Origin of the sequence: Nocardioides sp. J54 (assembly GCF_000519005.1) — a bacterium.
In the GTDB taxonomy this organism is placed as follows: domain Bacteria; phylum Actinomycetota; class Actinomycetes; order Propionibacteriales; family Nocardioidaceae; genus Nocardioides.
Genome location: NZ_JAER01000031.1, coordinates 28,594 through 54,396 on the forward strand (window position 1 = coordinate 28,594; position 25,803 = coordinate 54,396).

General features: G+C 72.7%; 20 protein-coding genes. 12 read left to right on the forward strand and 8 right to left on the reverse strand.

The genetic code is table 11. From position 1 onward, the window contains the following. Position 1 precedes the first annotated feature (1 nt). Complete coding sequence (locus NOCJ54_RS26555) at positions 2 to 1,414, forward strand: nucleobase:cation symporter-2 family protein (protein ID WP_084255388.1); 1,413 nt, start codon at positions 2 to 4, stop codon at positions 1,412 to 1,414. Positions 1,415 to 1,432: 18 nt separating this feature from the next. Next, complete coding sequence (locus NOCJ54_RS26560) at positions 1,433 to 2,158, forward strand: IclR family transcriptional regulator (protein ID WP_051485991.1); 726 nt, start codon at positions 1,433 to 1,435, stop codon at positions 2,156 to 2,158. Positions 2,159 to 2,802: 644 nt separating this feature from the next. Here NOCJ54_RS26560 and NOCJ54_RS0117285 read toward each other — a convergent pair. The 6 genes from NOCJ54_RS0117285 to NOCJ54_RS0117310 form a co-directional block, all read right to left on the reverse strand. After that, entirely contained in the window at positions 2,803 to 4,128 is a 1,326-nt protein-coding gene (locus NOCJ54_RS0117285; protein WP_028656508.1) for a guanine deaminase, read from the reverse strand. Next, positions 4,125 to 4,961, reverse strand: a complete 837-nt coding sequence (xdhC, locus tag NOCJ54_RS26565; RefSeq protein ID WP_036518449.1) for a xanthine dehydrogenase accessory protein XdhC — start codon at positions 4,959 to 4,961, stop codon at positions 4,125 to 4,127. The genes NOCJ54_RS0117285 and xdhC overlap by 4 nt, the downstream gene beginning before the upstream one ends. Positions 4,962 to 4,965: 4 nt before the next feature. Beyond that, entirely contained in the window at positions 4,966 to 7,344 is a 2,379-nt protein-coding gene (xdhB, locus tag NOCJ54_RS26570; RefSeq protein ID WP_051485992.1) for a xanthine dehydrogenase molybdopterin binding subunit, read from the reverse strand. Then, positions 7,341 to 8,873: a xanthine dehydrogenase small subunit gene (locus NOCJ54_RS0117300; protein ID WP_036518450.1), complete on the reverse strand. Its 1,533-nt coding sequence runs from the start codon at positions 8,871 to 8,873 to the stop codon at positions 7,341 to 7,343. The genes xdhB and NOCJ54_RS0117300 overlap by 4 nt, the downstream gene beginning before the upstream one ends. Beyond that, positions 8,870 to 10,819: a 2-oxo-4-hydroxy-4-carboxy-5-ureidoimidazoline decarboxylase gene (uraD, locus tag NOCJ54_RS0117305; protein WP_028656497.1), complete on the reverse strand. Its 1,950-nt coding sequence runs from the start codon at positions 10,817 to 10,819 to the stop codon at positions 8,870 to 8,872. Before uraD ends, NOCJ54_RS0117300 begins: the two co-directional genes overlap by 4 nt. A gap of 161 nt (positions 10,820 to 10,980) precedes the next feature. Continuing rightward, positions 10,981 to 12,510 carry a PucR family transcriptional regulator gene (locus NOCJ54_RS0117310; RefSeq protein WP_028656498.1) on the reverse strand — a complete coding sequence of 510 codons (1,530 nt, stop codon included), beginning with the start codon at positions 12,508 to 12,510 and terminating at the stop codon, positions 10,981 to 10,983. Positions 12,511 to 12,680: 170 nt separating this feature from the next. Here NOCJ54_RS0117310 and NOCJ54_RS0117315 point away from each other — a divergent pair, with 170 nt between their 5' ends. The 10 genes from NOCJ54_RS0117315 to NOCJ54_RS0117360 all read left to right on the forward strand — a co-directional run bounded on the left by NOCJ54_RS0117315 (position 12,681) and on the right by NOCJ54_RS0117360 (position 23,767). After that, positions 12,681 to 13,406 (forward strand): aspartate/glutamate racemase family protein, encoded by a 726-nt coding sequence (locus NOCJ54_RS0117315; RefSeq protein WP_028656499.1) that lies wholly within the window; start codon positions 12,681 to 12,683, stop codon positions 13,404 to 13,406. Positions 13,407 to 13,488: 82 nt separating this feature from the next. Further along, a complete protein-coding gene (locus tag NOCJ54_RS26575; protein WP_084255392.1) occupies positions 13,489 to 15,024 on the forward strand; it encodes an NCS1 family nucleobase:cation symporter-1 in 1,536 nt (511 codons plus the stop codon). A 206-nt stretch (positions 15,025 to 15,230) separates the two neighbouring features. Further along, positions 15,231 to 16,052 (forward strand): hydroxypyruvate isomerase family protein, encoded by an 822-nt coding sequence (locus tag NOCJ54_RS0117325; protein ID WP_028656500.1) that lies wholly within the window; start codon positions 15,231 to 15,233, stop codon positions 16,050 to 16,052. Positions 16,053 to 16,077: 25 nt separating this feature from the next. After that, positions 16,078 to 16,959 (forward strand): 2-hydroxy-3-oxopropionate reductase, encoded by an 882-nt coding sequence (locus NOCJ54_RS0117330; RefSeq protein ID WP_028656501.1) that lies wholly within the window; start codon positions 16,078 to 16,080, stop codon positions 16,957 to 16,959. A gap of 1 nt (position 16,960) precedes the next feature. Next, positions 16,961 to 18,736 carry a glyoxylate carboligase gene (gcl, locus tag NOCJ54_RS0117335; RefSeq protein ID WP_028656502.1) on the forward strand — a complete coding sequence of 592 codons (1,776 nt, stop codon included), beginning with the start codon at positions 16,961 to 16,963 and terminating at the stop codon, positions 18,734 to 18,736. 13 nt (positions 18,737 to 18,749) lie between these two features. After that, complete coding sequence (locus NOCJ54_RS0117340; RefSeq protein WP_028656503.1) at positions 18,750 to 19,886, forward strand: glycerate kinase; 1,137 nt, start codon at positions 18,750 to 18,752, stop codon at positions 19,884 to 19,886. Then, complete coding sequence (locus NOCJ54_RS26580) at positions 19,883 to 20,773, forward strand: fumarylacetoacetate hydrolase family protein (protein WP_051485993.1); 891 nt, start codon at positions 19,883 to 19,885, stop codon at positions 20,771 to 20,773. Before NOCJ54_RS0117340 ends, NOCJ54_RS26580 begins: the two co-directional genes overlap by 4 nt. Before the next feature lie 55 nt (positions 20,774 to 20,828). Further along, a complete protein-coding gene (gene allB, locus NOCJ54_RS0117350; RefSeq protein WP_028656504.1) occupies positions 20,829 to 22,172 on the forward strand; it encodes an allantoinase AllB in 1,344 nt (447 codons plus the stop codon). Between the two features lie 4 nt (positions 22,173 to 22,176). Next, entirely contained in the window at positions 22,177 to 23,031 is an 855-nt protein-coding gene (locus NOCJ54_RS0117355) for a bifunctional allantoicase/(S)-ureidoglycine aminohydrolase (RefSeq protein WP_028656505.1), read from the forward strand. Position 23,032: 1 nt separating this feature from the next. Next, on the forward strand, positions 23,033 to 23,767 hold the full coding sequence (locus tag NOCJ54_RS0117360; RefSeq protein WP_028656506.1) for an SDR family oxidoreductase: 735 nt from the start codon (positions 23,033 to 23,035) through the stop codon (positions 23,765 to 23,767). Here NOCJ54_RS0117360 and NOCJ54_RS26585 read toward each other — a convergent pair. Together NOCJ54_RS26585 and NOCJ54_RS0117370 are read right to left on the reverse strand one after the other, a co-directional pair. Continuing rightward, the gene (locus NOCJ54_RS26585; protein WP_051485994.1) at positions 23,730 to 24,779 is read right to left on the reverse strand and encodes a phosphatase PAP2 family protein; all 1,050 of its coding nucleotides are present in this window, start codon (positions 24,777 to 24,779) and stop codon (positions 23,730 to 23,732) included. The two genes, NOCJ54_RS0117360 and NOCJ54_RS26585, sit on opposite strands and share 38 nt — an antisense overlap. Before the next feature lie 54 nt (positions 24,780 to 24,833). Next, a complete protein-coding gene (locus NOCJ54_RS0117370) occupies positions 24,834 to 25,511 on the reverse strand; it encodes a Type 1 glutamine amidotransferase-like domain-containing protein (RefSeq protein WP_028656507.1) in 678 nt (225 codons plus the stop codon). Positions 25,512 to 25,803: the final 292 nt, after the last annotated feature.

Here is a 25,803-nt window from a genome sequence, read left to right on the forward strand (position 1 = left end):
CATGCTCGGTCGCAGGAAGAAGTCAACCGCGCCGGTCTCCACCCGGCCGGAGGACGAGCGGCACCCGCCGGGCCAGCTCCTCGCCTACGGCACGCAGCACATCCTGACGATGTACGGCGGCGTGATCGCGCCGCCGCTCATCGTCGGGGGTGCCGCGGGCCTCTCGGCGACGGACCTGGCGCTGCTGGTCACCGCCGGCCTCTTCGTCTCGGGCCTCGCGACGCTGTTGCAGACTCTCGGGCTCGGCCCGTTCGGCAGCCGGCTGCCGATCGTGCAGGGCATCTCCTTCGCCAGCGTGTCGACGATGGTCACCATCGCCAGCGAGGACGGGCTCCGCCCGGTCTTCGGGGCGATCATCGTCGCCGGCCTCATCGGCCTCGTGCTGTCGTCGTTCTTCGCCCAGCTGGTGCGGCTGTTCCCAGCCGTGGTCACCGGCACCATCATCACGGTCATCGGCCTGTCGCTGATGCCGGTGTCGTTCCGTTGGGCGATGGGCAACAACGAGTCCGCACCGGACTTCGGGTCGATGACCAACATCGGCTACGCCGGGCTCACGCTGCTGATCATCCTGGTCATCAGCCGCGTCTTCCAGGGCGCGATCTCCCGGCTGTCGATCCTCATCGGCCTCGTCGTCGGCACCGTCATCGCGACGATCGCCGGCAAGGCGGACTTCTCGGCCGTCGGTGACGCCGACGTGGTCGCGCTGCCGCCGGTCATGCACTTCGGCAGCCCGACCTTCGAGATCGGCGCGATCGTGTCGATGACGATCGTGGTGCTGGTGATCATGACGGAGACGACGGCCGACATCCTCGCCATCGGCGAGATCGTCGAGACCGACGTCGACACCAGGCGGGTCGCCGCCGGCCTGCGCGCCGACATGGCCGCCACCACGGTCGCTCCGGTGTTCGGCACCTTCCCGTGCAGCGCGTTCGCCCAGAACGTCGGCCTGGTCGCCCTCACCGGCGTCCGGAGCCGGTACGTCGTCGCCACCGGCGGCCTCGTCCTCCTGCTGCTCGGCCTGCTCCCGGTCATCGGTGCGGTGGTCGCCGCGATCCCGTACCCCGTCCTCGGCGGTGCCGGCATCGTGCTCTTCGGTTCCGTGGCCGCGAGCGGCATCCGCACGCTGTCGCGGGTGGACTACCAGGACAACCTCAACATGGTGATCGTCTCCGTCGCGGTCGCCGTCGGCATCATCCCGATCGCCGCCCCCACCTTCTGGGACGAGTTCCCCGAGTGGCTCGGCGTGGTCATGCACTCCGGCATCAGCGCGACCGCCCTGGTCGCCGTCGTGCTCAACGTCTTGTTCAACGAGGTCACGCTCGGGAACAAGTCCGGCGCCTCGGTGTTCGCCGCGTCGGAGGACCGGCGCGACAGCCTCGGCGAGCGCCTCGACGACGACATCGCCAGGGCCTAGGTCGGCCGAAGGGTTCTCATGGACACCGCACAGCGCCCGCTCCAGTCACTGGGGCGGGCGCTCGGCCTTCTCGAGCAGGTCGCCGACGCCGGCGAGCCGATCGGCCTCAGCGATCTCGCCGCCGCCTGCGGCGTACCGGTCTCGACCGCGCACCGGATGGTGCGCTCCCTGGTGGCCTCCGGCTACCTGCACCAGGACCCCGACCGCCGCTACCGCCTCGGCCCGCGCCTCGTCGCGCTCGGCGGCATTGCGCTCCACCCGGTCGGCCCCGCGCTCACGCCCTGGCTGCAGCGGCTCGAACGCTCGACCGGCGAGACCGCCAGCGCCGCCACCCTGTGCGGCGACGTCGTGCTCTACGTCGCGCAGGTGCAGTCCTCCCACCCCATGCGCACCTCGACCGTCCCGCACCACCGCACGATGGCGCACTGCTCGGCGGTCGGGAAGGCGATGCTGGCGCAGCTGGCCGACGACGCCGTGGCCGAGCTGGTCCGTCGTACCGGCCTGCCGCGGCGCACCCACCGCACCCTCGGCACCGTCGAGGACCTGCTCGCCGACCTCGCGACGGTGCGCCGGCTCGGCTACGCCGTCGACGACGAGGAGGACGAGTACGCCGCCCGCTGTGTCGCCGTCCCCGTCCTCTCCTCACCCTTCCCCCTCGCCGTCTCCGTCTCCGGCCCGACCACCAGGGTCGGCCGGGAGCGGGTGCCGCAGGTCGCCGAGGAGCTCAAGCGCGTCGTGCGCTGATGGCATGTAGACCGCGCGCCTCGATGCTCGGGGCTGGTCTCCGATCTCCGACGCAGAGGAGGTCGGACCTCGGGGGAGTTCTCGGCGGCCGCGCACCGTAGCCGTCCGTCCCCCGCCGTCAAGGAGCTCGCTTCGCTCGCCCGCTGCGCGGCGCCTGCGGCGTCCTTGACTGCGGGGCCCTGACGGACGGCTGGCGGCGCGCTTGCCGGCACGGACTGCGTCCGCGCCGCGCTGCGCGGCCGCCGATTGGTCACGAACTGCAGGGAATCCGCCTCGGATCGTGCAGTTCCTGCCCAAGCGGCGCTCGTCTCCGTGTGATCACGGTGGGTGGTGCCCCCACGACGCCCGCGCACAGGTCTCGGTGGTTTCGAGGCTCCTCGCTGGCGCTCGTCGCACCTCAACCACCGGGACTTGACCCCGCGCTGCGCGGCCGCCGATTGGTCACGAACTGCAGGGAATCCGCCTCGGATCGTGCAGTTTCCGCCCGATCGGCGCACATCTCCCTGTGACTTCGGCGGGAGGTGCCACCGTCACGCCGCCTGCGCCAAGCCCCGGTGGTTGAGGTGCGAGGCGCCCCGGCGCCGAGCCTCGAAACCTCCGGGCCTGGCGGGCGGGCTGTGCCGGGCACACCCGGGTGCAGGGCGTCAGCCCACCAGCAGTGGGGAGCCTGCCTCCGCGACGGCGTCGTCGGGGCGGGTGACGGGGACGCCGTCGATCCACACGCCGCGGACGTCGGCGGGGGTGCCGAGGGCGAAGACGCGGGCCAGGGCGTCGCCGGGGCTGGCGGCGTGGGTGAGGCCGACGTCGAGCGGGGTGCCGGGGGCGGGACGGATCCACTGGGCGTCGAAGCGGCGGCCGACGGAGAAGTCGCCGACCTGGTCGCCGAGGCCGAGGGCGTCGGCGCCGGCCGCGGTGGCCAGGTGGAGCAGGTGCGGCGGGCTGAGCGGGACACCCGCGTCGCCGAGCAGCTGCTGCGCGAAGTAGGCCTGCAGGCCCTCCTTCAGCAGCGAGAAGCCGGTGCCGGCGCCGACGTCGGAGCCGAGCGCGACGCGCACACCGTTGGCGCGGTGGCGGGCGAGCGGGAAGAGACCGCTGCCGAGGGCTGCGTTGCTGGTCGGGCAGTGCGCGACGGCGGCGCCGCGGACGCCGAGGAGGGCGAGCTCCTGGTCGGTCGGGTGCACGTCGTGGGCGAGCACGGTGGCGGCGCCGACCAGCCCGTGCCGGTCGTACGACGTCACGTAGTCGCACCCGTGCAGCTCGCGCACGCCCTCGACCTCGCGGGGGTTCTCGTTGACGTGCGAGGTGAGCATCGCGCCGGGCACCGCGGCCAGCACCTCGGCGCAGGCGGCGAGCATGTCGTCGGTGCAGGACAGCGAGAAGCGCGGGGTCACGGCGTAGCGGCTGCGGCCGGCCCCGTGCCAGCGGGAGGCGAGCGCGACGGACTCGGCGACCGCGCGGTCGGGGTCGGTCAGCAGGTCGGCGCGCAGCAGGCGGTCGCTGAGGACCAGGCCGCTGGTGACGCGCAGGCCGACGCGGTCGGCCTCGGCGAACAGCGCGTCGACGGCGCCGGCGAAGTGGCTGCCGAAGACCAGCGCGGTCGTCGTACCGGCGCCGACGAGGCCGCGGACGAAGTCCGTGGCGACGCCCTCGGCGTAGGTGGTGTCGGCGAGCCGGGCCTCCTCGGGGAGCGCGCACTGCTCGAGCCAGTCGAGCAGCGGCATGCCGAGGCCGCCGATCGCGCGCACCTGCGGGAAGTGCACGTGCGTGTCGACGAAGCCGGGCAGGACGACGCCGCCGGTCAGGTCGACCACATCGTCGTCGGGGTGGACCGCCCGCAGCTCGGCGTACGTGCCGCGGGCGGCGACCACCCCGTCGTGGACGACGACGGCGCCGTCCTCCTCGGCTCGCAGGGCGCCTCCGGTGAACGGGTCGGCGGGCGTGTCGAGGAAGCTTCCCCGGAAGATCGTCACTGGGTCACCTCGGGTCGGGTGTCGGTGGGGGCGTGCTCCCGCGAGAACACCTGCAGCAGCCAGGCCGCGACGCTGACGGCGATGGTGGCCGGCTCCTTGCCGGGCAGGTCGGGGAGCCCGATGGGCGTGGTGATGCGGGCGATCGCCTCGGGGGAGTGGCCCTCGTCGGCCAGCTTCTTCCGGAAGCGGGTCCACTTCGCGCTCGAGCCGATCAGCCCGATCGTGGCGAGGTGGGAGGAGCGGATCGCCGCGTCGCACAGCGCGGCGTCCTCGGCGTGGTCGTGGGTCATCACCAGCACGTGCGTGCCGGTGGGCAGCTCGCCGACGACGAGCTCGGGCAGCACCGGCACCCGGTGCACGTGCACGTTGGCGACGGCGTCGTCCAGCGCCCGCAGCTGGGCGGGCTCGAGCTGCTCGGAGCGCGAGTCGACCAGGTGCAGCTCGATGTCGTGGCGGGCCAGGACCCGCGCGAGCTCGAGGCCGACGTGACCCATCCCGAAGATCGCGACGGACGGCACGACGGGCAGCGGCTCGAGCAGCATCTCGACCTCGCCGCCGCAGCACTGCACGCCGTGCTGGTACGGCGCCTTGTCGGACAGCGAGCACTCCACGGTCTGCGGCGTGGTGCTGCCCTCGGCCAGCATGGCGCGGGCGCGCTCGATGGCGACGGCCTCGAGGTTGCCGCCGCCGACGCTGTCCCACGATGCGTCGGCGGCGACGACCATCTTGGTGCCGGCCTCGCGCGGCGAGTGGCCGCGCACGGACGTCAGGGTCACCAGGACGCCGGGGACGCGCTGCTCCCGGAGCCGCTGGACCGCCTTCAGCCACTGCACGACGTCACCCCGCGCTCACGAGGGCGGGCTCGGGGTCCGGCGGCACGGGGGTCGCCGCGGCGCGGGCACCGTCGAGCGCCCAAAACACGGCCTCCGGCGTCGCCGGGCAACCCAGCTCGATGCTGGTGCCGGCGGGGCCGAACGCGGCAGCCGCCTCGCGCAGCGCCTCGCGCACCGAGAAGGCCAGCATGAGCGGCGGCTCGCCGACGGCCTTCGAGCCGTAGACGGCGCCCTCCTCGTGGGCCTTCTCGAGCAGCGCGACCCGGAAGACCTCGGGCATCTCGGAGAAGCTGGGGAGCTTGTAGGTGCTCGCCGCCTGGGTCGCCAGCCGGCCACGGCCCGGGCCGTCGGAGGTGTCCCAGCGCAGGTCCTCGAGGGTCAGCCAGCCCATGCCCTGCACGAAGCCGCCTTCGATCTGGCCGATGTCGATCAGCGGGCTGAGGCTGTCGCCGACGTCGTGGACGATGTCGACCTGGCGCAGCCGGTAGGAGCCGGTGAACCCGTCGACCTCGACCTCGGCCGCGGCGACGCCGTAGGCGAAGTACTTGAACGGCTCGCCGCGCATGCTCGCGGCGTCCCAGTGCAGGCCCTCGGTGCGGTAGAAGCCGGCCGCCCAGAGCTGCACCCGCTGGTGGTAGGCGGTGTTGACCAGCTCGTCCCAGCCGATCGTCCCCGACGCGGCGGAGAGGCCGCGCACGGTGCCGGCGTCGAAGCGGACGTCGCGCGGGCTGGTGCCGAGCCGGCCGCCGGCGACCTGCGCCAGCCGCTCGCGGATCTGCTCGCAGGCGTTCTTGATCGCCGCGCCGTTGAGGTCGGCACCGGAGCTGGCCGCGGTGGCGGAGGTGTTCGGCACCTTGTCGGTGCGCGTCGGTGCCAGCCGCACCCGCTCCAGCGGGACCCCCAGCGTGGTCGCGGCGACCTGCAGCATCTTGGTGTGCAGGCCCTGGCCCATCTCGGTGCCGCCGTGGTTGATCAGCACCGAGCCGTCCTTGTAGACGTGCACCAGCGCGCCGGCCTGGTTGAAGGCGGTGAGGTTGAACGAGATGCCGAACTTCACCGGCGTCATCGCCAGCCCGCGCTTGGTGTGCGGGTGGCGGCGGTTGAACTCCGCGACCTCCTCGCGGCGGCGGGCGACCTCGCCGGACTCGGCGACCTGGTCCCAGCAGGCCTGCAGGCGGTCGGCGTGCCGCACCGGCTGGCCGTACGGCGTGGTGTGGTGCGACTTGTAGAAGTTGCGCCGCCGCAGCTCGACCGGGTCGATGCCCAGGCGCGGCGCGCACCGGCCGAGGATGTCCTCCATCACCAGCATGCCCTGCGGGCCGCCGAAGCCGCGGAACGCGGTCTGCGACGTCTTGTTGGTGCGCGCGATCCGCCCGTCCACCCGGACGTTCGGCACCCAGTAGGCGTTGTCGATGTGGCACAGCGCGCGGGCGAGCACCGGCTCGGACAGGTCGAGGCTCCAGCCGCCGTCGGCGGTGAGCGTCGCCTCCAGCCCGACGACGTGGCCCTCGTCGTCGAAGCCGACCCGCCAGGTGCTGTGGAAGCCGTGCCGCTTGCCGGACATGGTGATGTCCTGCGTGCGGTTGAGGCGCAGCCGCACCGGGCGGCCGGTCAGCGTGGCGCCGAGCGCGGCGATCGCGGCGTAACCGTGCGGCTGCATCTCCTTGCCGCCGAACGCCCCGCCCATCCGCAGGCACTGCACGGTGACCGCGTGGCTGGGCAGGCCCAGCACGTGCGCGACGATCTCCTGGGTCTCCGACGGGTGCTGCGTGCTGCTGTGCACCAGTACCTGCCCGCCCTCGTCGACCAGCGCCAGCGACGCGTGGGTCTCCAGGTAGAAGTGCTCCTGGCCGGCGAACTCGAACTCGCCCTCGAACACGTGCGCCGCGTCGTCCAGCGCACCGTCGACGTCACCGCGCTCCAGGTGCGGGCGGGCGCCCTGGAAGCTCTCCGCGGCGATCGCCTCCTGCACGGTCACCAGCGCCGGCAGCGGCTCGTACTCGACCTCGACCGCCTCCGCGCCGAGCCGGGCGGCCTCCAGCGTCTCGCCGAGCACCCAGCACACCGCGTGGCCGTGGAACATCACCTCGGTGGGGAAGAGGGGCTCGTCGTGCTTGATGCCGGCGTCGTTGACGCCGGGCACGTCGGCAGCCGTCAGCACCCGCACGACCCCGGGCACGTCGTACGCCGGCTCGGGGCGCAGCGACGTCACCAGGGCGTGCGTGTGCGGTGCCTGGACCGGCCACGCGTGCAGCGCACCGGCGGTGCGCACGACGAGGTCGTCGGTGTAGAGCGCCTCGCCGGTCACGTGCAGCGCGGCGCTCTCGTGGGGGAGCGGGATCCCGACGATCGGGTTCTCGGGACGCTCGGACAGTGCGCTCATGCCGAAACCTCCTGCAGGGGGGCCGGTCCGTCGGCCGGTCCGTGGGTGTGGAACAGGCGCAGCAGCGACTGGCCGAGCATCGCCGAGCGGTACGACGCGCTGGCGCGGTGGTCGTCCATCGGCGTCCCCTCCCCGGCGAGCACGGCGGCCGCGCGGCGCACGGTCTCCTCGGTCCAGGGCCGGCCGACGAGGGCGTCCTCGGTGGCGACGGCCCGCAGCGGCGTGGCGGCCACGCCGCCCAGCCCGATCCGCGCGCGGGCGACGACGCCGTCGGCGACCTCGAGCGCGTAGCCGACCGCGACGCTGGAGATGTCGTCGAAGCGGCGCTTGGCGATCTTGTGGAAGCCCACGAGCGGGGCGAGCGGCAGCGGCAGGCGGACCGCCTTGATCAGCTCGTCGTCGCTGCGCACGCTCTGGCGGTACCCGGTGAAGTAGTCCGCGAGCGGGACGACCCGCTCGCCGCGCGGCGAGGCCAGCACGACCTCGGCGTCCAGGGCCAGCAGCGCCGGCGGGGTGTCGCCGATCGGCGAGCCGGTGCCGATGTTGCCGCCGATGGTCGCGCTGTTGCGGATCAGCCGCGACGCGAACTGCGGGAACACCTCGGCGAGCAGCGGCACCCGGCCGGCGAGCCGGCGCTCGATCTCGGTGAGCGTGAGCGCGGCGCCGATCTCGACCACGTCGTCGCCGTACGACAGCTCGCGCAGCTCGGGCAGGCGGTCCACCGCGACGACGTAGGGCGCACGACGGCCGCGGATGTTGACCTCGACGCCCCAGTCGGTCGACCCGGCGACGACCTGGGCGTCGGGACGCGCGACGAGCAGGTCCAGCGCCTCGGCGAGCGACTGCGGGCGGACGAACTCCGCACCGTCGACCGCGACCCGGGTCGGGCGCGGCGCTGGCGGTGGCTCGGCCTGCCGCGCGGCGAACGCGTCGTCGGCCTCGGGGGCGCCGAGCGCGAAGGCGGCGTCGCGGATCGGGCGGTAGCCGGTGCAGCGGCACAGGTTCCCGCTCAGCGCGTGCAGGTCGACCCCGTTCGGGCCGTGCTCGTGGTCGCACGGCGCGACGTCGGTGCCGCGGCTCGTGCCGTTCACGGTGCCGTCGCCAGTGCCATCGCCAGTGCCGGCCGGCGTGGCGTCGCCGGTGCGGCCGGGGCGGTAGAACTCCGCGGCCAGGCTGCACACGAAGCCGGGGGTGCAGAAGCCGCACTGCGAACCGCCGCGGACGGCGATCTCCTGCTGCACCGGGTGCAGGTCGCTGCTGGTGCCGAGCCCCTCGCTGGTGACCAGCTCCTGGCCGTCGAGCGCGGCGACCGGGACGAGGCACGCGTTCACCGCGGTCCACTCGGTCGGGGCGTCGGTGCCGGGTCGGGCCACGAGGACGGAGCAGGCGCCGCACTCGCCCTCGGCGCAACCCTCCTTGGCGCCGGTCAGGCCGCGCTCGCGCAGCCAGTCCAGCGTCGTGGTGTGGGCGGCGATGCCGGCCAGGGGCACCTCGTCGCCGTTGACGGTGATGGTCGGAGTGCTGCTCATCGCTGGCTGCTCCAGGGGGTGCGGGTGCGTGCGCTGTGGATGGGGTTGGCCTCGCGGAGGAAGTCGTCGAAGCGGTGACCGGCGATCTTGGCGATCTCGATCAGGGCGGCGGCGTGCTCCTGCCGCTCACAGTTTCCCAGCCGGGAGGCGCCCTCGGCGAGGATCCGGTCGAGCGAGGGGGTGTCGCGCACCGAGATCACCAGCGGGAAGCCGAAGCGCTCGCGGTAGGCGTCGGTGAGCGCGGTCAGCGCCTCCTGGTCCGGCTCGGCCAGGTGGGTCAGGCCGCGGGAGGACTGGTCGCGCAGCGACTCCTCGCCGGTGATGCCGTCGGCCACGAGGCGGGAGCCCAGGTCGGGGTAGGACTCGATCAGCTGGCGCTGCTCCTCGGCGGAGCCGCCGAACAGGGCGTCCTGGAAGGCGCGGCGCAGGGCGTGGGTGTCGGCGAAGGGGCGCTGCTGCCAGGCCCGCTCGACCATCCACCGCGGGCCCTGGAAGAGGCCGGCGAAGGTGTCGACGAACTCGGTGCGGCTCATCTGGTTCACCTGGTCGAGGCGCACCGAGTCGCCCGGCATCCCGGCGACGGCCGGGCCGAAGTCCTTGCCGACGTGGTGGAAGAGGATGTTGAGCAGGATCGCGGTCAGGCTGCCCAGGGTGATGCCGCTGCCGAAGATGATCTCGGCCCAGTCCGGGACGGCCTGCGCGACCTGGGGCTGCGCGGTGACGTACATGGCGAGCCCGACGCTGGTGGCGACGATGACGACGTTGCGGTGGTCGTGGAAGTCGACCTTGGTCAGCGTCTGGAAGCCGACGACGGCGACGGTGGCGAACATGGCGAGCGCGGCGCCGCCCAGGACCGGGTGGGGGATGCCGGCGACGATCGCGCCGGCCTTCGGCAGCAGGCCCAGCAGGATCATGATCGCGCCGGCGGAGGCGACGACCCAGCGGCTCTTCACCTGGGTCAGCCGCACCAGCCCGACGTTCTCGGCGAAGCAGGTGTAGGGGAACGAGTTCAGCGTGCCGCCGAGGGTGGTGGCCAGGCCGTCGGCGCGCAGCGCGCGGGCGATGTCCTCGCGGTCGACGCGCTTCTCGACGATCTCACCGGTGGCGAACACGTCGCCGGTGGTCTCGACGGCGGTGATGAGCATGACGACGATCATCGAGACGATCGCGGCGAAGGAGAACTGCGGCCAGCCGAAGTGGAAGGGCGTGGTGACGCCGACCCAGCCGGCCTCGTTCACGGAGTCGAAGTGCGCGTCACCGAGCGCCCAGGCGACCAGCGTGCCGACGACCAGGCCGACGAGGACGGCGACCGTGGCCATGAAGCCCTTGAAGAACCGCTGGATCGCGACGATCAGCGCCAGCGTGCCCAGTGCGTAGGCCAGGTTGCGGCCGCTGGTCGGGTCCGACGTCGGGCCGGCGCCGCCGGTCGCGTCGGCCGCGGCGACCGGCAGCAGCGCGAGGCCGATGATCGTGATCACCGAGCCGGTGACCACCGGCGGGAAGAAGCGGATCAGCCGGCTGAAGAAGGGGGCGATGAAGAAGGTCGCGAGCCCGGCGACGATGACCGCGCCGTAGATCACCAGCAGGCCGTCGGTGCCGCCGCCGGCGGCCAGGCCGATCGCGATCATCGGCGACACGGCGGTGAACGTGACGCCCTGCAGCAGCGGGAGCCGGACGCCGACCTTCCAGAAGCCGACCGACTGGATGATCGAGGCGATGCCGCACGTGAAGAGGTCGGCGTTGATGAGGTGGATCAGCTGGTCGGTGCTGAGCCCGATCGCGTTCGCCAGCAGGATCGGCACGATCACCGCGCCGGCGTAGAACGCCAGCACGTGCTGCATGCCGTAGACCGCGAGCTTGCCTGCGGGGAGGACCTCGTCGACGGGGTGGACGCCGGCTGCGCGAGCCCGCTTCTCCGACCGGTTCGACCTCTGGAGTGCCTTCATCGCCTCACACCTTTCTCGGGGGCGTCGTCGCAGGCCCTCTGCTGTGACCCACGACACACAAGGATCGTCCCGGTGAGGGTTCTCGGGGCACCCGCCGATCCTCCGAAGATGACCTCATCTGCGCAGGGCGCCTTGTGCGATCCTCCAGCGCGGGGGTGCGGTCAGAGCGACTTGAGGGCGAGGAACACGTCGACCCGGTCCTCGAGGGTGCCCAGGTCGCGCCCGGTCAGCTCCTCGACCCGCGCGATCCGGTAGCGCACGGTGTTGACGTGCAGGTGGAGCGACTCTGCCGTGCGCGTCCACGACCCGGAGCAGGCGAGGAACTCCGCGAGCGTCGGCAGCAGGTCGCCGCTGCCGCGCTCGTCGTGCTCGATGACCTGCCCCAGCACGCGGTGCGCGTAGGTGCGTCGTACGTCGTCGGGGACCGTCGCGAGCAGCAGCACGTGGGAGGTCACCTCCTCCGACGACACCAGGGCGACCGCGCCGCCGCCGGAGCGGGCGACCCGGTGCGCGAACCGGGCCTCCTCGAGCGCGCCGGCCAGGGCGTCGATGCTGCTCTCGCCGCTCAACCCGATCGAGAGCGACCCGCGGGGGAGGCCCGGCGCGAGGCGGGTCAGGGAGCGGCGCAGCTGGTCGGTCAGGCCGGGCCCGGCCGGCAGGAACGCGACGACCCCGCCGTCCGCCGAGGACGCCACGACCGACGGTCCGACGGCCTGCGCGACGTCCTCCAGCGCAACCGCGGCCACATCGGGGAGGCCGCCGGTGAGCTCGGCCACCGCGACCACGAGCGGGCGGTCCGGGTCCAGCCCGGACTGGCGCAGTCTCGCGCCGATCCCCGCGGGCGTCGCGCCGGCCTCGACCTGCCCCAGCGTCTCGGCGGCCAGCGGCCGCAGCACCCGCAGCCCCTCCTCGCGGCGGGACCGGTCGAGCGCGACGATCGCGCCCAGCTCGTGGATGGCGTCGAGCACGTCCTGGGGCCAGGCACGGTGGTCGCCCTCGACGACCAGCGCCCACCCGGTCAGCCGGTCGGCGAGGCCCGAGCCGACCGCGAGCAGGGAGTACGACGTGCCGCCGGCCTCGGCGACCGCGGGCACCACGTCGGCGGTGAGGAAGGCGCGGGTGAGCAGGTCGACGGTGTCCGGGTCGAGCTCGCCCGGTCCGGGCACGACGTGGCGCCCGCTCGCGGTCAGCACGCGGCAGGCGTGGCCGACCTCGGCGGACACCCGCGCGGCGAGCTCGTCGAGGCTGCGGCCCTCGGCGACGGCGGACAGCAGCTGGCGCTGGCGGACCAGACTCGCGGACAACCGCGCGCCGACCCCTGCAGCGCCGGCGGCGGCCACGTGCTCGGTGATGTCGGCGAAGGGCACGTCCACCGGCACCTCGACCAGGGCGAGCTCGTGGCGCCGGCAGGCCTCGACCAGGTCGTCGGGGACCGAGCCCAGCTGGGCCGCGCCGGCGAGCAGGCTGGCCGCCCCCCGGGACGCGATCGAGGTCACGAAGGTCTCGCTGTCCTCGGGCGTGCGCCGCCACACCAGGCCGGTGAGGACCAGCTCGCCGCCGGTCAGGAAGCGGCCCGGCTCGAGCAGGTCGATGGTGATGGTGCGACCGACCGGCCGCTCGAGCGAGCCGGGGGGTGCGTGCAGCAGCCGGAGCCCCAGGCCTGGTGTCGCCAGCAGCTCCGAGAGCAGCATCGTCGCCCCCCTTCTTGGAGGAAGGTACAACGCCGACCCCTCCTGGCGGCAGGTCTCTTGACACATCTGTGTGACCGTGACCACACTTCTACTGTTCGGAAACGGACTTCCACGATACGAAAACGTTCCGAGAAGTCTCCGCAATTCCGCGGGACCGAGAGGGGCACCCGATGCCGACGATCCTCGTGGTCAACGTCAACACCACCGCCTCGATGACGGAGGCGATCGCGGCCTCCGCCCGGGCGGCAGCGCGACCGGGCACCGATGTCGTCGCCCTCACGCCCCGCGTGGGCGCCGAGTCGTGCGAGGGCAACTTCGAGAGCTACTTCGCCGCCCTGGCGGTGATGAACGAGGTCGTCGCGTACGACGGCCCGTTCGACGCCGTCGTCCAGGCCGGCTTCGGCGAGCACGGCCGCGAGGGCCTCCAGGAGCTCCTCGAGGTGCCGGTCGTCGACATCACCGAGGCGGCCGGCCACGTGGCCTCGCTGCTCGGCCACCGCTACTCCGTTGTCACCACCCTCGACCGCGCGGTCCCGCTCATCGAGGACCGGCTCCTGCTCGCCGGCCTCGACCGCCGGTGCGCGTCCGTGCGGTCCAGCGGCCTGTCCGTCCTCGAGCTCGAGGAGGACCCCGAGCGTGCCGTGAAGGTGATCGTCGCCGAGGCCCAGCGCGCCGTCCAGGACGACAAGGCCGAGGTCATCTGCCTGGGCTGCGGCGGCATGGCCGGCCTCGACGAGGCGGTCCACGCCGCCACCGGTGTGCCGGTGGTCGACGGCGTCTCCGCCGCCGTCCAGCTCGCCGAGAGCCTCGTCGCCCTGGGCCTGAGCACCAGCAAGGTCCGCACCTACGCGCCCCCGCGGCCCAAGCGCCTGACCGGCTGGCCGCTCCAGCCCTGAGCCAGAACCCCCAGATCCCCCAGATCGCCCCAGATCCCCCCAGCTTCCTCCTGCCACCGCCACCCACCGAGGAGATCCGTCCATGATCAACGACGCCACCGACCACCCGGCCGGCGAAAGTGTCATCAAGCGGGACTACCACCCGCGCCTCACCAACGAGGACCTCGCTCCGCTCAAGAAGCAGACCTGGAGCTCCTACAACATCTTCGCGTTCTGGATGTCGGACGTGCACAGCGTCGGTGGCTACGTCACCATGGGCGCCCTGTTCGCGATCGGCCTCACTGCCTGGCAGGTGTTCGTCTGCCTGATCGTCGGCATCGTCATCGTCCAGTTCTTCTGCAACCTGGTAGCGAAGCCCAGCCAGATCGCCGGGGTCCCCTACCCGGTCACCTCCCGGGCGTCCTTCGGCGTCCTCGGTGCGAACATCCCGGCGATCATCCGCGGCCTCATCGCGGTCGCCTGGTACGGCGTGCAGACCTTCCTGGCCGCGCAGTCGCTGAACATCGTCTTCCTCAAGCTGTGGCCCGACTTCGCCGTGCCGCTGACCCAGCACGAGTTCCTCGGCCTCTCGGCGCTGGGCTACATCAGCTACGCGATCCTCTGGGTCCTGCAGGCACTGCTGTTCTGGCGCGGCATGGAGATGATCCGCCGGTTCGTCGACTTCGCCGGTCCGGCGGTCTACGTCGTGATGCTCGTGATGTGCCTCTACATGCTCTTCAAGGTCGACTTCAAGATCGACCTGAACCTCTCCGAGCACCAGCTCGGCGGCTGGACCCTGGTCTGGGCCATGTGCGGTGCCGTGGCCGCCGTCGTGTCGTACTTCTCCGGCCCGATGCTGAACTTCGGCGACTTCTCCCGCTACGCCCGGTCGTTCAAGGCGGTCAGGCGCGGCAACTTCCTCGGCCTGCCGATCAACTTCATCGTCTTCTCGCTGCTGACCGTGCTCACCGCGGCCGCCACCGTCCCGCTGTACGGCGAGCTGATCACCGACCCGATCGAGACCGTCGAGAAGCTCGACAGCACCTTCGCCATCGTGCTCGGCGGCGCGACCTTCGTGATCGCCACCATCGGCATCAACATCGTCGCCAACTTCATCAGCCCCGCGTTCGACTTCTCCCACGTCGACCCGCAGCGGATCAGCTGGCGCGCCGGCGGCATGATCGCCGCAGTCGGCTCGGTGCTGCTCACGCCCTGGAACTGGTACAACAACGACGAGGCGATCTTCTGGACCCTCGGCATCCTCGGCGCCCTGATCGGCCCGCTGTTCGGCATCCTCATCTCCGACTACTACATGATCCGCAGCCAGCGGATCGAGGTCGATGAGCTGTTCACCATGGAGGAGGACGGCGCCTACTGGTACCAGAAGGGCACCAACATGGCGGCCGTGCACGCCTTGCTCATCGCCGGCTTCTTCTCGCTCGGGTCGGTGATCGTGCCGAGGTTGTGGGCGATGCTCGGTGACGGCTCCTCGCCGATCGACTGGATGAGCAACTACAGCTGGTTCATCGGTTGCGGCGTCGGCTTCGTCGCCTACTACTTCATCGCCCAGGCGATGGAGGTCGCGGCCACCTCGCGGTGCCGCGACGAGGACCAGCCGGTCCCCACCGCAGTGGTCTGACGGCGCCGGCCGTCCACCGGCCGTCGTCCCACCTGCGCCCCGCCCCCGCCGGTACGCCCGTGCCGGGGGCGGGGTTTTTCCTTGCCCCACGCGGGTTTCCGGCTCCGGCCGGATTCGCGGCGGGGGCTTGACGTGACCACGGTCACGTCCGTAGCATTCCGAATATCAGAAAACTGATTCCGCATTACGGAAGAAAGGACTTCGAGATGACGCACCAGCTCCGGTACGAGGTGAACTGCTCGATCCTGTTCACCGAGCTGCCCCTCCTCGAGCGGCCGGCGGCGGTCAAGGCGGCCGGCTTCGACGCCGTCGAGTTCTGGTGGCCGTTCGCCGAGGCCGTGCCCGCGGACAAGGACGTCGACGCCTTCGTCGCTGCGGTGCGCGCCGCCGATGTCCAGCTCGTCGGCCTCAACTTCTTCGCCGGCGACATGCCCGGCGGCGACCGGGGCCTGGTCTCCTGGCCGGCCCGATCGGCCGAGTTCCGCGACAACATCGACGTGACCGTCGGCATCGGCGAGCAGCTCGGCTGCACCGCCTTCAACGCCCTCTACGGCAACCGCGTCGACGGGGTGGCTGCCGAGGAGCAGGACGAGCTCGGTGCCGAGAACCTCGCCCTGGCCGCCCGCGCCGCCGCCCGCATCGGCGGCACCGTGCTCGTCGAGCCGGTCAGCGGCGCGGACCGCTACCCGCTGCTCACCGCCGCCGACGCGCTCGCCGTGGTCGACCGGGCGGGGGAGGCCAACATCGGCCTGCTGGCCGACCTCTACCACCTCGCGGTCAACGGCGACGACGTCGATGCCGTCATCGCCCAGCACGCGGCCCGCGTCGCGCACGTCCAGATCGCCGACGCCCCCGGCCGCAACGAGCCCGGCACCGGCGACCTACCGCTCGAGCGCCAGCTCACGGCCCTCGAGGCCGCGGGCTACCGCGGCTGGGTCGGCCTCGAGTACAAGCCGGCCACCACCTCCGCCGACAGCTTCGGCTGGCTCCCGCGCGAGCGTCGCTCCGCCGCGGCCGCCACCCACTGACCCCCGTCCCCAGAGGAGAGACACCATGACGAACATCGCCTTCATCGGCCTCGGCATCATGGGCAGCCCGATGGCCGTCCACCTGGCCAGCGCCGGCCACACCGTGGCGGGCTACAACCGCACCCCCGAGAAGACCCAGCCCCTCGTCGAGGTGGGCGGCCGCGCCGCGGACTCGATCGCCGACGCCGTGCAGGGCGCCGAGGTCGTCTGCGTGATGGTCCCGGACTCGCCCGACGTCGAGGCCGTGCTGGCCGGTGAGGGCGGTGTCTTCGAGAACGCCGCGCCCGGCACCCTGGTCATCGACTTCTCCAGCATCCGGCCCGACGTCACCGCCGCCCTCGCCGAGCAGGCGCAGGACAAGGGCTTCCGCCTCCTCGACGCCCCCGTCTCCGGTGGTGAGGCGGGCGCGCGCAACGCGGCGCTGTCGATCATGGTCGGCGGCTCAGCCGACGACTTCGAGGCAGCACGCGAGGTCTTCGACGTGGTCGGCAAGACCGTCGTCCACGTCGGCCCCAGCGGTGCCGGCCAGACGGTCAAGGCCGCCAACCAGCTCATCGTCGCCGCGAACATCCAGGCGCTGGCGGAGGCCGTCGTCTTCCTCGAGGCGTACGGCGTCGACACCAAGGCCGCGCTCGAGGTGCTCGGCGGCGGCCTGGCCGGCTCGGCGGTGCTGAACCAGAAGAAGGAGAACATGCTGACCCGCTCCTTCCAGCCCGGCTTCCGCATCGAGCTGCACCACAAGGACCTCGGCATCGTCACCGCGGCCGCCCGCGAGGCGGGCGTCGTCGCGCCGCTGGGTGCGCTGGTCGCGCAGCTGATGGCGAGCGCGAAGGCCAACGGTGACGGCGGCCTGGACCACTCCGGCCTGCTGCGCGGGGTCGAGCGCCTGAGCGGACGGGAGAACTGACATGGCACGCATGCGCGCGGTCGACGCCGCCGTCCTGATCCTGGAGAAGGAGGGCGCCACCCAGCTGTTCGGGCTGCCCGGCGCCGCGATCAACCCGTTCTACAGCGCGATGCGCAAGCACGGCGGGCTCAAGCACGTGCTCGCCCGCCACGTCGAGGCTGCCTCGCACATGGCCGAGGGCTACACCCGGGCGAAGGCCGGCAACATCGGCGTCTGCATCGGCACGTCGGGCCCCGCAGGCACCGACATGGTCACCGGGCTCTACTCGGCGTCCGCCGACTCGATCCCGATCCTGTGCATCACCGGCCAGGCGCCGGTCTCGAAGCTGCACAAGGAGGACTTCCAGGCCGTCGACATCGCCTCCATCGCCCGCCCGCTGACGAAGATGGCGGTCACCGTGATGGAGCCGGCGCAGGTGCCCGGCACCTTCCAGAAGGCCTTCCAGCTGATGCGCGAGGGCCGCCCGGGCCCGGTCCTGGTGGACCTGCCGATCGACGTCCAGCAGGCGGAGATCGACTTCGACATCGAGACCTACGAGCCCCTGCCGGTCAGCCGGCCCGCAGCGACGAAGGCCCAGGCGGCCCGGGCGCTGGACATGCTGGCCGCGTCGGAGCGCCCGCTCATCGTCGCGGGGGGCGGCGTCATCAACGCCGACGCCGCCGACCTGCTCGTCGAGCTGGCCGAGGTCACCGGCGTCCCGGTCGTCCCGACCCTGATGGGTTGGGGCACCATCCCGGACGACCACCCGCTCAACGCCGGGATGGTCGGCCTGCAGACCTCGCACCGCTACGGCAACGCGACGATGCTGGCGAGCGACTTCGTCCTGGGCATCGGCAACCGGTGGGCCAACCGCCACACCGGCTCGGTCGAGACCTACACGAAGGACCGCACCTTCGTGCACGTCGACATCGAGCCGACCCAGATCGGCCGGGTCTTCGCCCCCGACTACAGCATCGTCTCGGACGCGAAGGCCGCGCTGGAGGTCCTCGTCGAGGTCGCCCGCGAGCGTGCCGCCGCCGGCCAGCTGGCGGACCGCGCCGACTGGGCCGAGCAGTGCCGTGACCGCAAGGCCACGATGCAGCGCAAGACGCACTTCGAGGAGATCCCGATCAAGCCGCAGCGGGTCTACGAGGAGATGAACCGCTCCTTCGGCGCAGACACCCGCTACGTCACCACGATCGGGCTGTCGCAGATCCAGGCTGCCCAGCTGCTCCACGTGTACAAGCCGCGGCACTGGATCAACGCCGGCCAGGCCGGCCCCCTGGGCTGGACCCTGCCGGCCGCGCTCGGCGTCGCCACCGCCGACCCGGACGGCCAGGTCGTGGCACTGTCGGGTGACTACGACTTCCAGTTCCTGCTCGAGGAGCTGGCCGTCGGGGCGCAGTTCAACATCCCCTACATCCACGTCGTCGTGAACAACTCCTACCTGGGCCTGATCCGCCAGGCGCAGCGCGGGTTCGAGATGGACTACTGCGTGCAGCTGTCCTTCGACAACGTCAACAGCCCCGAGGTCAACGGCTACGGCGTCGACCACCTCAAGGTGGCCGAGGGCCTGGGCTGCAAGGCGCTGCGGGTCACCGACCCCGCCGACCTCGGTGCCGCCTTCGAGAAGGCCAAGGCGCTGATGGCGGAGTACCGCGTCCCCGTCGTCGTCGAGGTCATCCTCGAGCGCGTCACCAACGTGTCGATGGGCCTGGAGATCGACGGTGTCGTGGAGTTCGAGGAGCTGGCCGAGCGCGGCGAGCACGCCCCGACCGCCCTCGTCCCGCTGGACTGATCGGGACCGTGCCGTGCCCCGGGTCCTGATCGCGTCCGACAAGTTCAAGGGATCGCTCACCGCCGCCGACGTCGCGGCGGCGGTGGGCGCCGGCATTCGGCGCGTCGTCCCGGACGCCGTCGTCGACTCGGCCCCGGTGGCCGACGGCGGCGACGGCACCCTGGCCGCTGCGGCGGCCGCGGGCTTCGACCTCGTCCCGGTCACCGTGACCGGCCCGACCGGGGAGCCCGTGCGCACGTCGTACGCGCGGCGGGGCGATCTCGCCGTGGTCGAGCTCGCCGACGCCGCCGGCCTCGTCCGGCTGCCCGGCGCGCCCGACCCGCTCGGCGCGTCCAGCCTCGGCGCGGGCCAGGCGCTCGCAGCCGCGGTCGACGCGGGCTGCCGCCGGGTGGTCCTCGGGATCGGCGGCAGCGCCAGCACCGACGGCGGTGCCGGCCTGCTCCGCGGTCTCGGCGCGCGGCTGCTCACCGCCGACGGCAGCGACGTCGCCGACGGCGGCGCCGGGCTGGAGCACGTCGACCGGCTCGAGCTGGACGGCCTGCGGCACCGGCTCGACGGCGTCACGGTCACCGTGGCCTGCGACGTCGACAACCCGCTCACCGGCCCGCACGGCGCGGCCGCGGTCTACGGCCCGCAGAAGGGTGCCGACCCAGGGCAGGTACGACGCCTCGACGCCGCACTCGCCCGCTGGGCCGACGTCGTGGCGACCAGCGCCGGCGCCGACGTGCGCGACCGGCCCGGCGCCGGCGCCGCCGGCGGTGTCGGCTTCGCGGCCCTGGCCGTGCTCGGCGCCGAGCTGCGCTCCGGCATCGAGCTGGTGCTGGAGCTCGTCGGCTTCGGCGAGCGCCTCGCGGGCGCCGACCTCGTCGTCACCGGCGAGGGGGCGCTCGACGAGCAGACCCTGCACGGCAAGGCGCCCGCGGGCGTCGCCGCCGCTGCCACCCGTGCCGGTGTCCCGGTCGTCGCGGTCTGCGGCGTGAACCGGCTCGACCCCGGGCGGCTCGGGGCCGCAGGCATCGGCACGGCCTACGCCCTGGCCGACGTCGAGCCCGACCTCCAGCGCTGCCTGACCGACGGCGCCACCCTGCTCGAGCAGCTCGGCGAGCAGATCGCCACCGACCGACTCGTCCTGATCGAGGAGAACGCATGAGGCTGCTGCGCATCGGCCCACCGGGCCACGAACGGCCCGCCGGCCTCGACGCCGACGGCGTGCTGCGCGACCTGTCCGCGGTCGTGGCCGACGTCGACGGCGCCCTGCTCGCCGACCCGGTGCGGCTGCGGGTGGTCCGCCAGGCGCTCGCGTCCGCCGAGCTGCCCGTCGTTCCCGACGGCCTGCGGGTGGGCGCCCCCGTCGCCCGGCCGGGCAAGGTGGTGGGCATCGGGCTCAACTACGTCGACCACGCCGAGGAGGCGGGGGCCGCGATCCCCGACGAGCCCGTTGTCTTCCTCAAGCCGTCGACCACGGTGTCCGGGCCGTTCGACGCGATCGAGCTGCCGCCGGGCTCGGAGACCAGCGACCACGAGGTCGAGCTCGGTGTCGTGGTCGGCAGCCGGCTCAGCCGCTGCTCCTCCCCCCAGGAGGCGCTCGCCGCCGTCGGCGGCTACGTCACCGCGGACGACGTGAGCGAGCGCTCGCGCATCGCCGCCGGCCCGACGTGGGCCAAGGGCAAGTGCGCCGACACGTTCACGCCCGTCGGCCCCTGGCTGGTCACGCCCGACGAGGTGCCCGACCCCCAGGACCTGCGCCTGGAGCTGTGGATCGACGGCGAGCGCCGGCAGCGCGGCACGACGGCGCGGATGGCCTTCGGGGTCGCCGAGCTGCTCGCCTACGTGAGCACGCTGATGACCCTCGAGCCCGGCGACCTGGTGCTGACCGGCACCCCCGGCGGCGTGGCTGCCGGACGTCCCGAGCCGCGGCCCTTCCTCCGGCCCGGACAGGTGGTGGAGGCTGAGGTCAGCGGCCTCGGCCGGCAGTGCACCCCGGTCGTCGCGGCCGCGGGCGCAGACCTCTTGACCGGCGCGAAGCGCCCGGCGTAATTTTCAGAGAACAGAAATGACATTCCGAAATGTGGAAGTCCCGGAGGGTGAGCCCATGGACCGCGACCTGGACCTGGTGATCCGCGCGCCGCGCGTCGTGGCCCGGCACGGCGAGGTGGCCCGCTGCATCGGCGTGCGCGACGGCGCGATCGTCGCGATCGAGCCGCTGTCGTCCGGCCTCGAGGCCCCGGAGGTGCTCGAGCTCGGTGACGACGAGCTGCTCATGCCCGGTGTCGTCGACTCGCACGTCCACGTCAACGACCCCGGCCGCACCGAGTGGGAGGGCTTCTCGTCCGCCACCCGCGCCGCGGCCGCCGGCGGCGTCACCACGATCGTCGACATGCCGCTCAACAGCATCCCGCCGACCTGCGACGTCCCGGCGCTGGAGCTCAAGCGCAAGACCGCGGAGAGCCAGGCGTTCGTCGACGTCGGCTTCTGGGGCGGCGCGATCCCCGGCAACGTGCCCGACCTGCGCGGCCTGCACGACGCCGGGGTGTTCGGCTTCAAGTGCTTCCTGCTGCACTCCGGCGTCGACGAGTTCCCGCACCTGGACCCCGACCAGCTCGAGGAGGCGATGCGCGAGATCCAGTCCTTCGACGGGCTGATGATCGTGCACGCCGAGGACACCCACGCGATCGAGCGGGCGCCCGACCCGCACGGCGAGACCTACGAGGACTTCCTGCACAGCCGCCCGCGCGGCGCGGAGAACCTCGCCGTCGCCCAGGTCATCGAGCTCGCCCGCTGGACCGGCTGCCGGGTGCACATCCTGCACGTCTCCAGCTCCGACGTGCTCGCCATGCTCGCCTCCGCCCGGCGCGACGGGGTGCGGATCACGGCCGAGACCTGCCCGCACTACCTGACCTTCGCCGCCGAGGAGATCCCCGACGGAGCGACGCAGTACAAGTGCTGCCCGCCGATCCGCGAGGCCGCCAACCGCGAGCTGCTGTGGGAGGGCCTGCGCGAGGGCGTCATCGACCTCGTCGTCTCCGACCACTCGCCGTCCACGCCGGACCTCAAGTGCTTCGACACCGGCGACTTCGGCGTCGCGTGGGGCGGCATCTCCTCGCTCCAGCTCGGCCTGTCGGCGGTGTGGACCGAGGCCCGCCGTCGCGGCTTCTCTCTCGTCGACGTGTCCCGCTGGATGTCCCAGGCCCCGGCCCGGCAGGCCGGCCTGCAGCGCAAGGGCAGCATCGAGCTCGGCTACGACGCCGACTTCTGCGTCTTCGCCCCCGACGACGCCTTCGTGGTCGACGTCGCCAAGCTGCACCACAAGAACGCCGTCACGCCGTACCACGGCCGGCCGCTCGCGGGCGTCGTCCGCTCGACCTGGCTGCGCGGCGCGAAGATCGACATCGACGCCGCGCCGCAGGGCCGGCTGCTGACCCGAGGAGGAGCCTGACCCGATGGCCGACCAGTCCGCCCAGCCTGACCAGCCCCGCTACTACGCCCCGACGGGCGGCCACCCGGGCCAGCACGAGCTCACCACCGACCGTGCGGTGTTCACCGAGGCCTACGCCGTCCTGCCACGCGGCACGATGCGCGACATCGTCACCAGCAACCTGCCGTTCTGGGAGGGCACCCGGCTGTGGGTGATCGCCCGGCCGCTGTCCGGCTTCGCGGAGACCTTCTCGCAGTACATCGTCGAGGTCTCGCCCGGCGGCGGCAGCGACAAGCCCGAGCTCGACCCCGGCGCCGAGGGCGTGCTCTTCGTCGTCGAGGGCGCGCTGACGCTGGCGATCGAGGGTGAGAAGCACGACCTCACCCCCGGCGGCTACGCGTTCCTCCCGCCGGGCTGCGCCTGGACGCTGCACAACACCAGCGACCAGGTCGCGCGCTTCCACTGGATCCGCAAGGCCTACCAGCGGGTCGAGGGGATCGACGTCCCGGAGGCCTTCGTCACCAACGAGACCGAGGTCGAGGGCGGCGAGATGCCCGGCACCAACGGCGCGTGGCGGACCCAGCGCTTCGTCGACCCGAACGACGTGCGCCACGACATGCACGTCAACATCGTGAGCTTCGAGCCCGGCGGAGCGATCCCGTTCCCGGAGACGCACGTGATGGAGCACGGCCTCTACGTCCTCGAGGGCAAGGCCGTCTACCTGCTCAACAAGGACTGGGTCGAGGTGCAGGAGGGCGACTTCATGTGGCTGCGCGCCTTCTGCCCGCAGGCCTGCTACGCCGGCGGTCCCGGTCGGTTCCGCTACCTGCTCTACAAGGACGTCAACCGGCACGCCGCCCTGTCGCGGCAGCTCGTCTGACGTGCCGGTCGCCGTCGTCACCGGTGCCGGCTCCGGCCTCGGCCGGGTGGTCGCCCGCGCCCTCGGGGAGGCCGGGCACGACGTCGCGCTGCTCGGCCGCACCCGCGCCACCCTCGAGGAGACAGCCGCACCGTTGGCTTCGGCGCTGGTGCTGCCGACCGACGTCGCCGACCCCGGCCAGGTCGAGGCCGCGTTCGCCGCGGTCGTCGCGGAGTGGGGCCGGGTCGACCTGCTGGTCAACAACGCCGGCACCTTCGGGCCCTCCGGCGACGTCGACGACGTGGCCGTCGACGACTGGGCGGCCACCCTCGCGGTCAACGTGACCGGCTCGTTCCTCTGCGCCCGGGCCGCCTTCGGGCAGATGAAGCGCCAGGAGCCACGCGGCGGGCGGATCATCAACAACGGGTCGATCTCGGCGCACGTCCCGCGGCCCGGCAGTGCGGCGTACACGACGTCGAAGCACGCGATCTCCGGGCTGACCAAGGCGCTCGCGCTCGACGGGCGCGCCCACGACATCGCCGTGGGGCAGGTCGACATCGGCAACGCCGCGACCGAGATGACCGCCGGCATCGCGACCGGCGCCCGTCAGGCCGACGGCTCCGTCCGGCCGGAGCCGACCTTCGACCCGCAGCACGTCGCGGACGCCGTCTTCGCCATGGCCCGGCTGCCGCTCGACGTCAGCGTGCCGACGATGACGATCATGGCGACAGGGATGCCGTACGTCGGTCGGGGCTGAGCCCGTCCTCGTCCCCGCCCTCGTCGCCATCGGCGCTGCTGCCCGTGACGGTGGCAGCGGCACGGCGTGCGCGCCGGCGGTCCCACCGGCTCCAGCCGGCCACGACCACCGCGACCAGCAGGGCGCCGGCGATCTCGTCGACGACGTAGTGCTCGGCGTAGTAGACGAGCGAGAACAGCATGCTGGCGGGGTAGAGCAGCACCGTCCAGCGCCACCTGCTGGTGAAGTGGGTGATCGCCCACCAGGCGATGAAGATCGCGAGCGCCGAGTGCAGTGACGGCATCGCCGCGACCTGGTTGCCGATCGCGGAGACGTTCTGGTGCGCGGTCGTCGTGCTGCCGGTCGAGGCGGTGAGGTCGAACCAGCCGCGGCCGGTGATCCGGGCGACGTCGTCGGTCATGTAGCCGTCGCGCGCGGCCATCCACGGCGGCGCCATCGGGTAGAGGACGTAGCAGACGACGGACGCCGAGATGATGACCAGGTAGCGCCGCATGTAGTGCACCCACGCGTCGCGGTTGCGCTTCCACAGCACGGCGCCGATCGCGAGCGCGGCGAAGAAGTGCGAGTAGTAGACGGTGGTCAGCACGACGTCGTACCAGGCCGGCGGGAGGGACTGCCGGCACGGCACCCCGCACAGCTGCTCCTGCAGCCACTGCGTCGGCAGGACGCCGCCGAACAGCCAGCGGTCGGCCTCGATCGGCTCGCTGTAGTGGACGCTGAAGATGCCGAGGTCGTCGGACACGCCGCGGCTGTAGAGGTAGAACAGCAGCACCGCGAACGGCGGCCACCAGTCCCTGATGAACGCGACGTGCTCGCGCAGCGGCCGGCGGATGTCCCAGACCACGGTGGCGAGCCACAGGATGATGACGACCTGGTAGCCCTGCCGCGGCAGGCCCTTGTACTGCACGTACGCCGCCAGGGCGAGGACGAAGGCCGCGATGCCGGCGACCCGCACGAGGTCGACCCGGGGCAGGGCCGGACGCGCCGTCGCCTCTGCTTCACCGCCTGTCATGGGACCTCCCCGGAGGAGGGTAGTGGTGGCGGCCGACAGGTCGCGAGAGGGTTCTCAGGGCGTGGCTCGGCGCAGCTGGTGCCACGTCCCCTCCGAGACCACCTCGACCTCGCCGTCGACGACCCGGAACGCGGTCTGGTCGTCGACGGCGTACGCCGGCGCGGAGATCGCCGCCGCCCACGCCTCCGCCTCGGCCAGCGTGTTGCCCGGTCGCCCCTCCGGTGCGAGGTGCGGGCAGATGGAGAAGTCGACGAGGCCCAGCGTGCTGGTGTCCCCGGACGGCGGTCGCCACTGGATGAAGTCGTCCCCGACCTCGGGCGTCAGCACCATGCTGCCGGCGCTGAGGCCGACCCACACCGTGTCCGTGAGCCCCGGCAGGAGGTCGGCGAGCCCGGACTCCCGCACCCAGTGGCACAGGTAGAGCACGTCCCCGCCCGCCACCAGCAGCGCGTCGGCCTGCTCGACCCACGGCACCCACCGCTCGCGCTCGATGCTCGGCAGCGCCGCCAGCTCCAGCAGCCCGACCGACGCCCAGCCCAGGTCGACCATCGGGTTGTCCGACCGCCCCGCCACGAACTGCCACGTCAGCGCCGGCTCGACCTGCGGGTGCCCGTGCATGGCCGTCGGGATGCACAGCGCGTGCGCCTCCTCGACCGGCTTGCCCAGCAGGTCGACCAGCGCCTGCCGGATGCTCGGGTTGGTCACGCCACCGGAGGTGAGGAGGAGCTTCACGGACAGGAGGACTCGTCGGAGGCGCCGGAATCATCGCGAGGCCTTCTCGCCGGACGGTGCGCCGCACCTAAGCCTGGTGGGCCCGGAGGTTTCGAGGCTCCTCGCTGGCGCTCGTCGCACCTCAACCACCGGGCCGGGCGGGGTTCCTCGAGGTGCGGCCCGGCCGGTGGTCGAGGTGCGAGGCGCCGCGGCACCGGCCTCCCGCCGGTGGTTGAGGTGCGAGGCGCCCCGGCGCTGCCCTCCCGCCGGTGGTTGAGGTGCGAGGCGCCCCGGCGCTGCCCTCCCGCCGGTG

Bases quoted from the DNA above. Each gene is read 5' to 3' on its own strand.
- NOCJ54_RS26580 (WP_051485993.1), top strand. From the start codon at position 19,883: ATGAGGCTGCTGCGCATCGGCCCACCGGGCCACGAACGGCCCGCCGGC.
- xdhB (WP_051485992.1), bottom strand. From the start codon at position 7,344: ATGAGCGCACTGTCCGAGCGTCCCGAGAACCCGATCGTCGGGATCCCG.
- NOCJ54_RS0117315 (WP_028656499.1), top strand. From the start codon at position 12,681: ATGCCGACGATCCTCGTGGTCAACGTCAACACCACCGCCTCGATGACG.
- allB (WP_028656504.1), top strand. From the start codon at position 20,829: ATGGACCGCGACCTGGACCTGGTGATCCGCGCGCCGCGCGTCGTGGCC.
- NOCJ54_RS26555 (WP_084255388.1), top strand. From the start codon at position 2: ATGCTCGGTCGCAGGAAGAAGTCAACCGCGCCGGTCTCCACCCGGCCG.
- gcl (WP_028656502.1), top strand. From the start codon at position 16,961: ATGGCACGCATGCGCGCGGTCGACGCCGCCGTCCTGATCCTGGAGAAG.
- NOCJ54_RS0117300 (WP_036518450.1), bottom strand. From the start codon at position 8,873: ATGAGCAGCACTCCGACCATCACCGTCAACGGCGACGAGGTGCCCCTG.
- NOCJ54_RS26560 (WP_051485991.1), top strand. From the start codon at position 1,433: ATGGACACCGCACAGCGCCCGCTCCAGTCACTGGGGCGGGCGCTCGGC.
- NOCJ54_RS0117310 (WP_028656498.1), bottom strand. From the start codon at position 12,510: ATGCTGCTCTCGGAGCTGCTGGCGACACCAGGCCTGGGGCTCCGGCTG.
- NOCJ54_RS0117325 (WP_028656500.1), top strand. From the start codon at position 15,231: ATGACGCACCAGCTCCGGTACGAGGTGAACTGCTCGATCCTGTTCACC.
- NOCJ54_RS0117355 (WP_028656505.1), top strand. From the start codon at position 22,177: ATGGCCGACCAGTCCGCCCAGCCTGACCAGCCCCGCTACTACGCCCCG.
- NOCJ54_RS26575 (WP_084255392.1), top strand. From the start codon at position 13,489: ATGATCAACGACGCCACCGACCACCCGGCCGGCGAAAGTGTCATCAAG.
- NOCJ54_RS26585 (WP_051485994.1), bottom strand. From the start codon at position 24,779: ATGACAGGCGGTGAAGCAGAGGCGACGGCGCGTCCGGCCCTGCCCCGG.
- uraD (WP_028656497.1), bottom strand. From the start codon at position 10,819: ATGAAGGCACTCCAGAGGTCGAACCGGTCGGAGAAGCGGGCTCGCGCA.
- NOCJ54_RS0117330 (WP_028656501.1), top strand. From the start codon at position 16,078: ATGACGAACATCGCCTTCATCGGCCTCGGCATCATGGGCAGCCCGATG.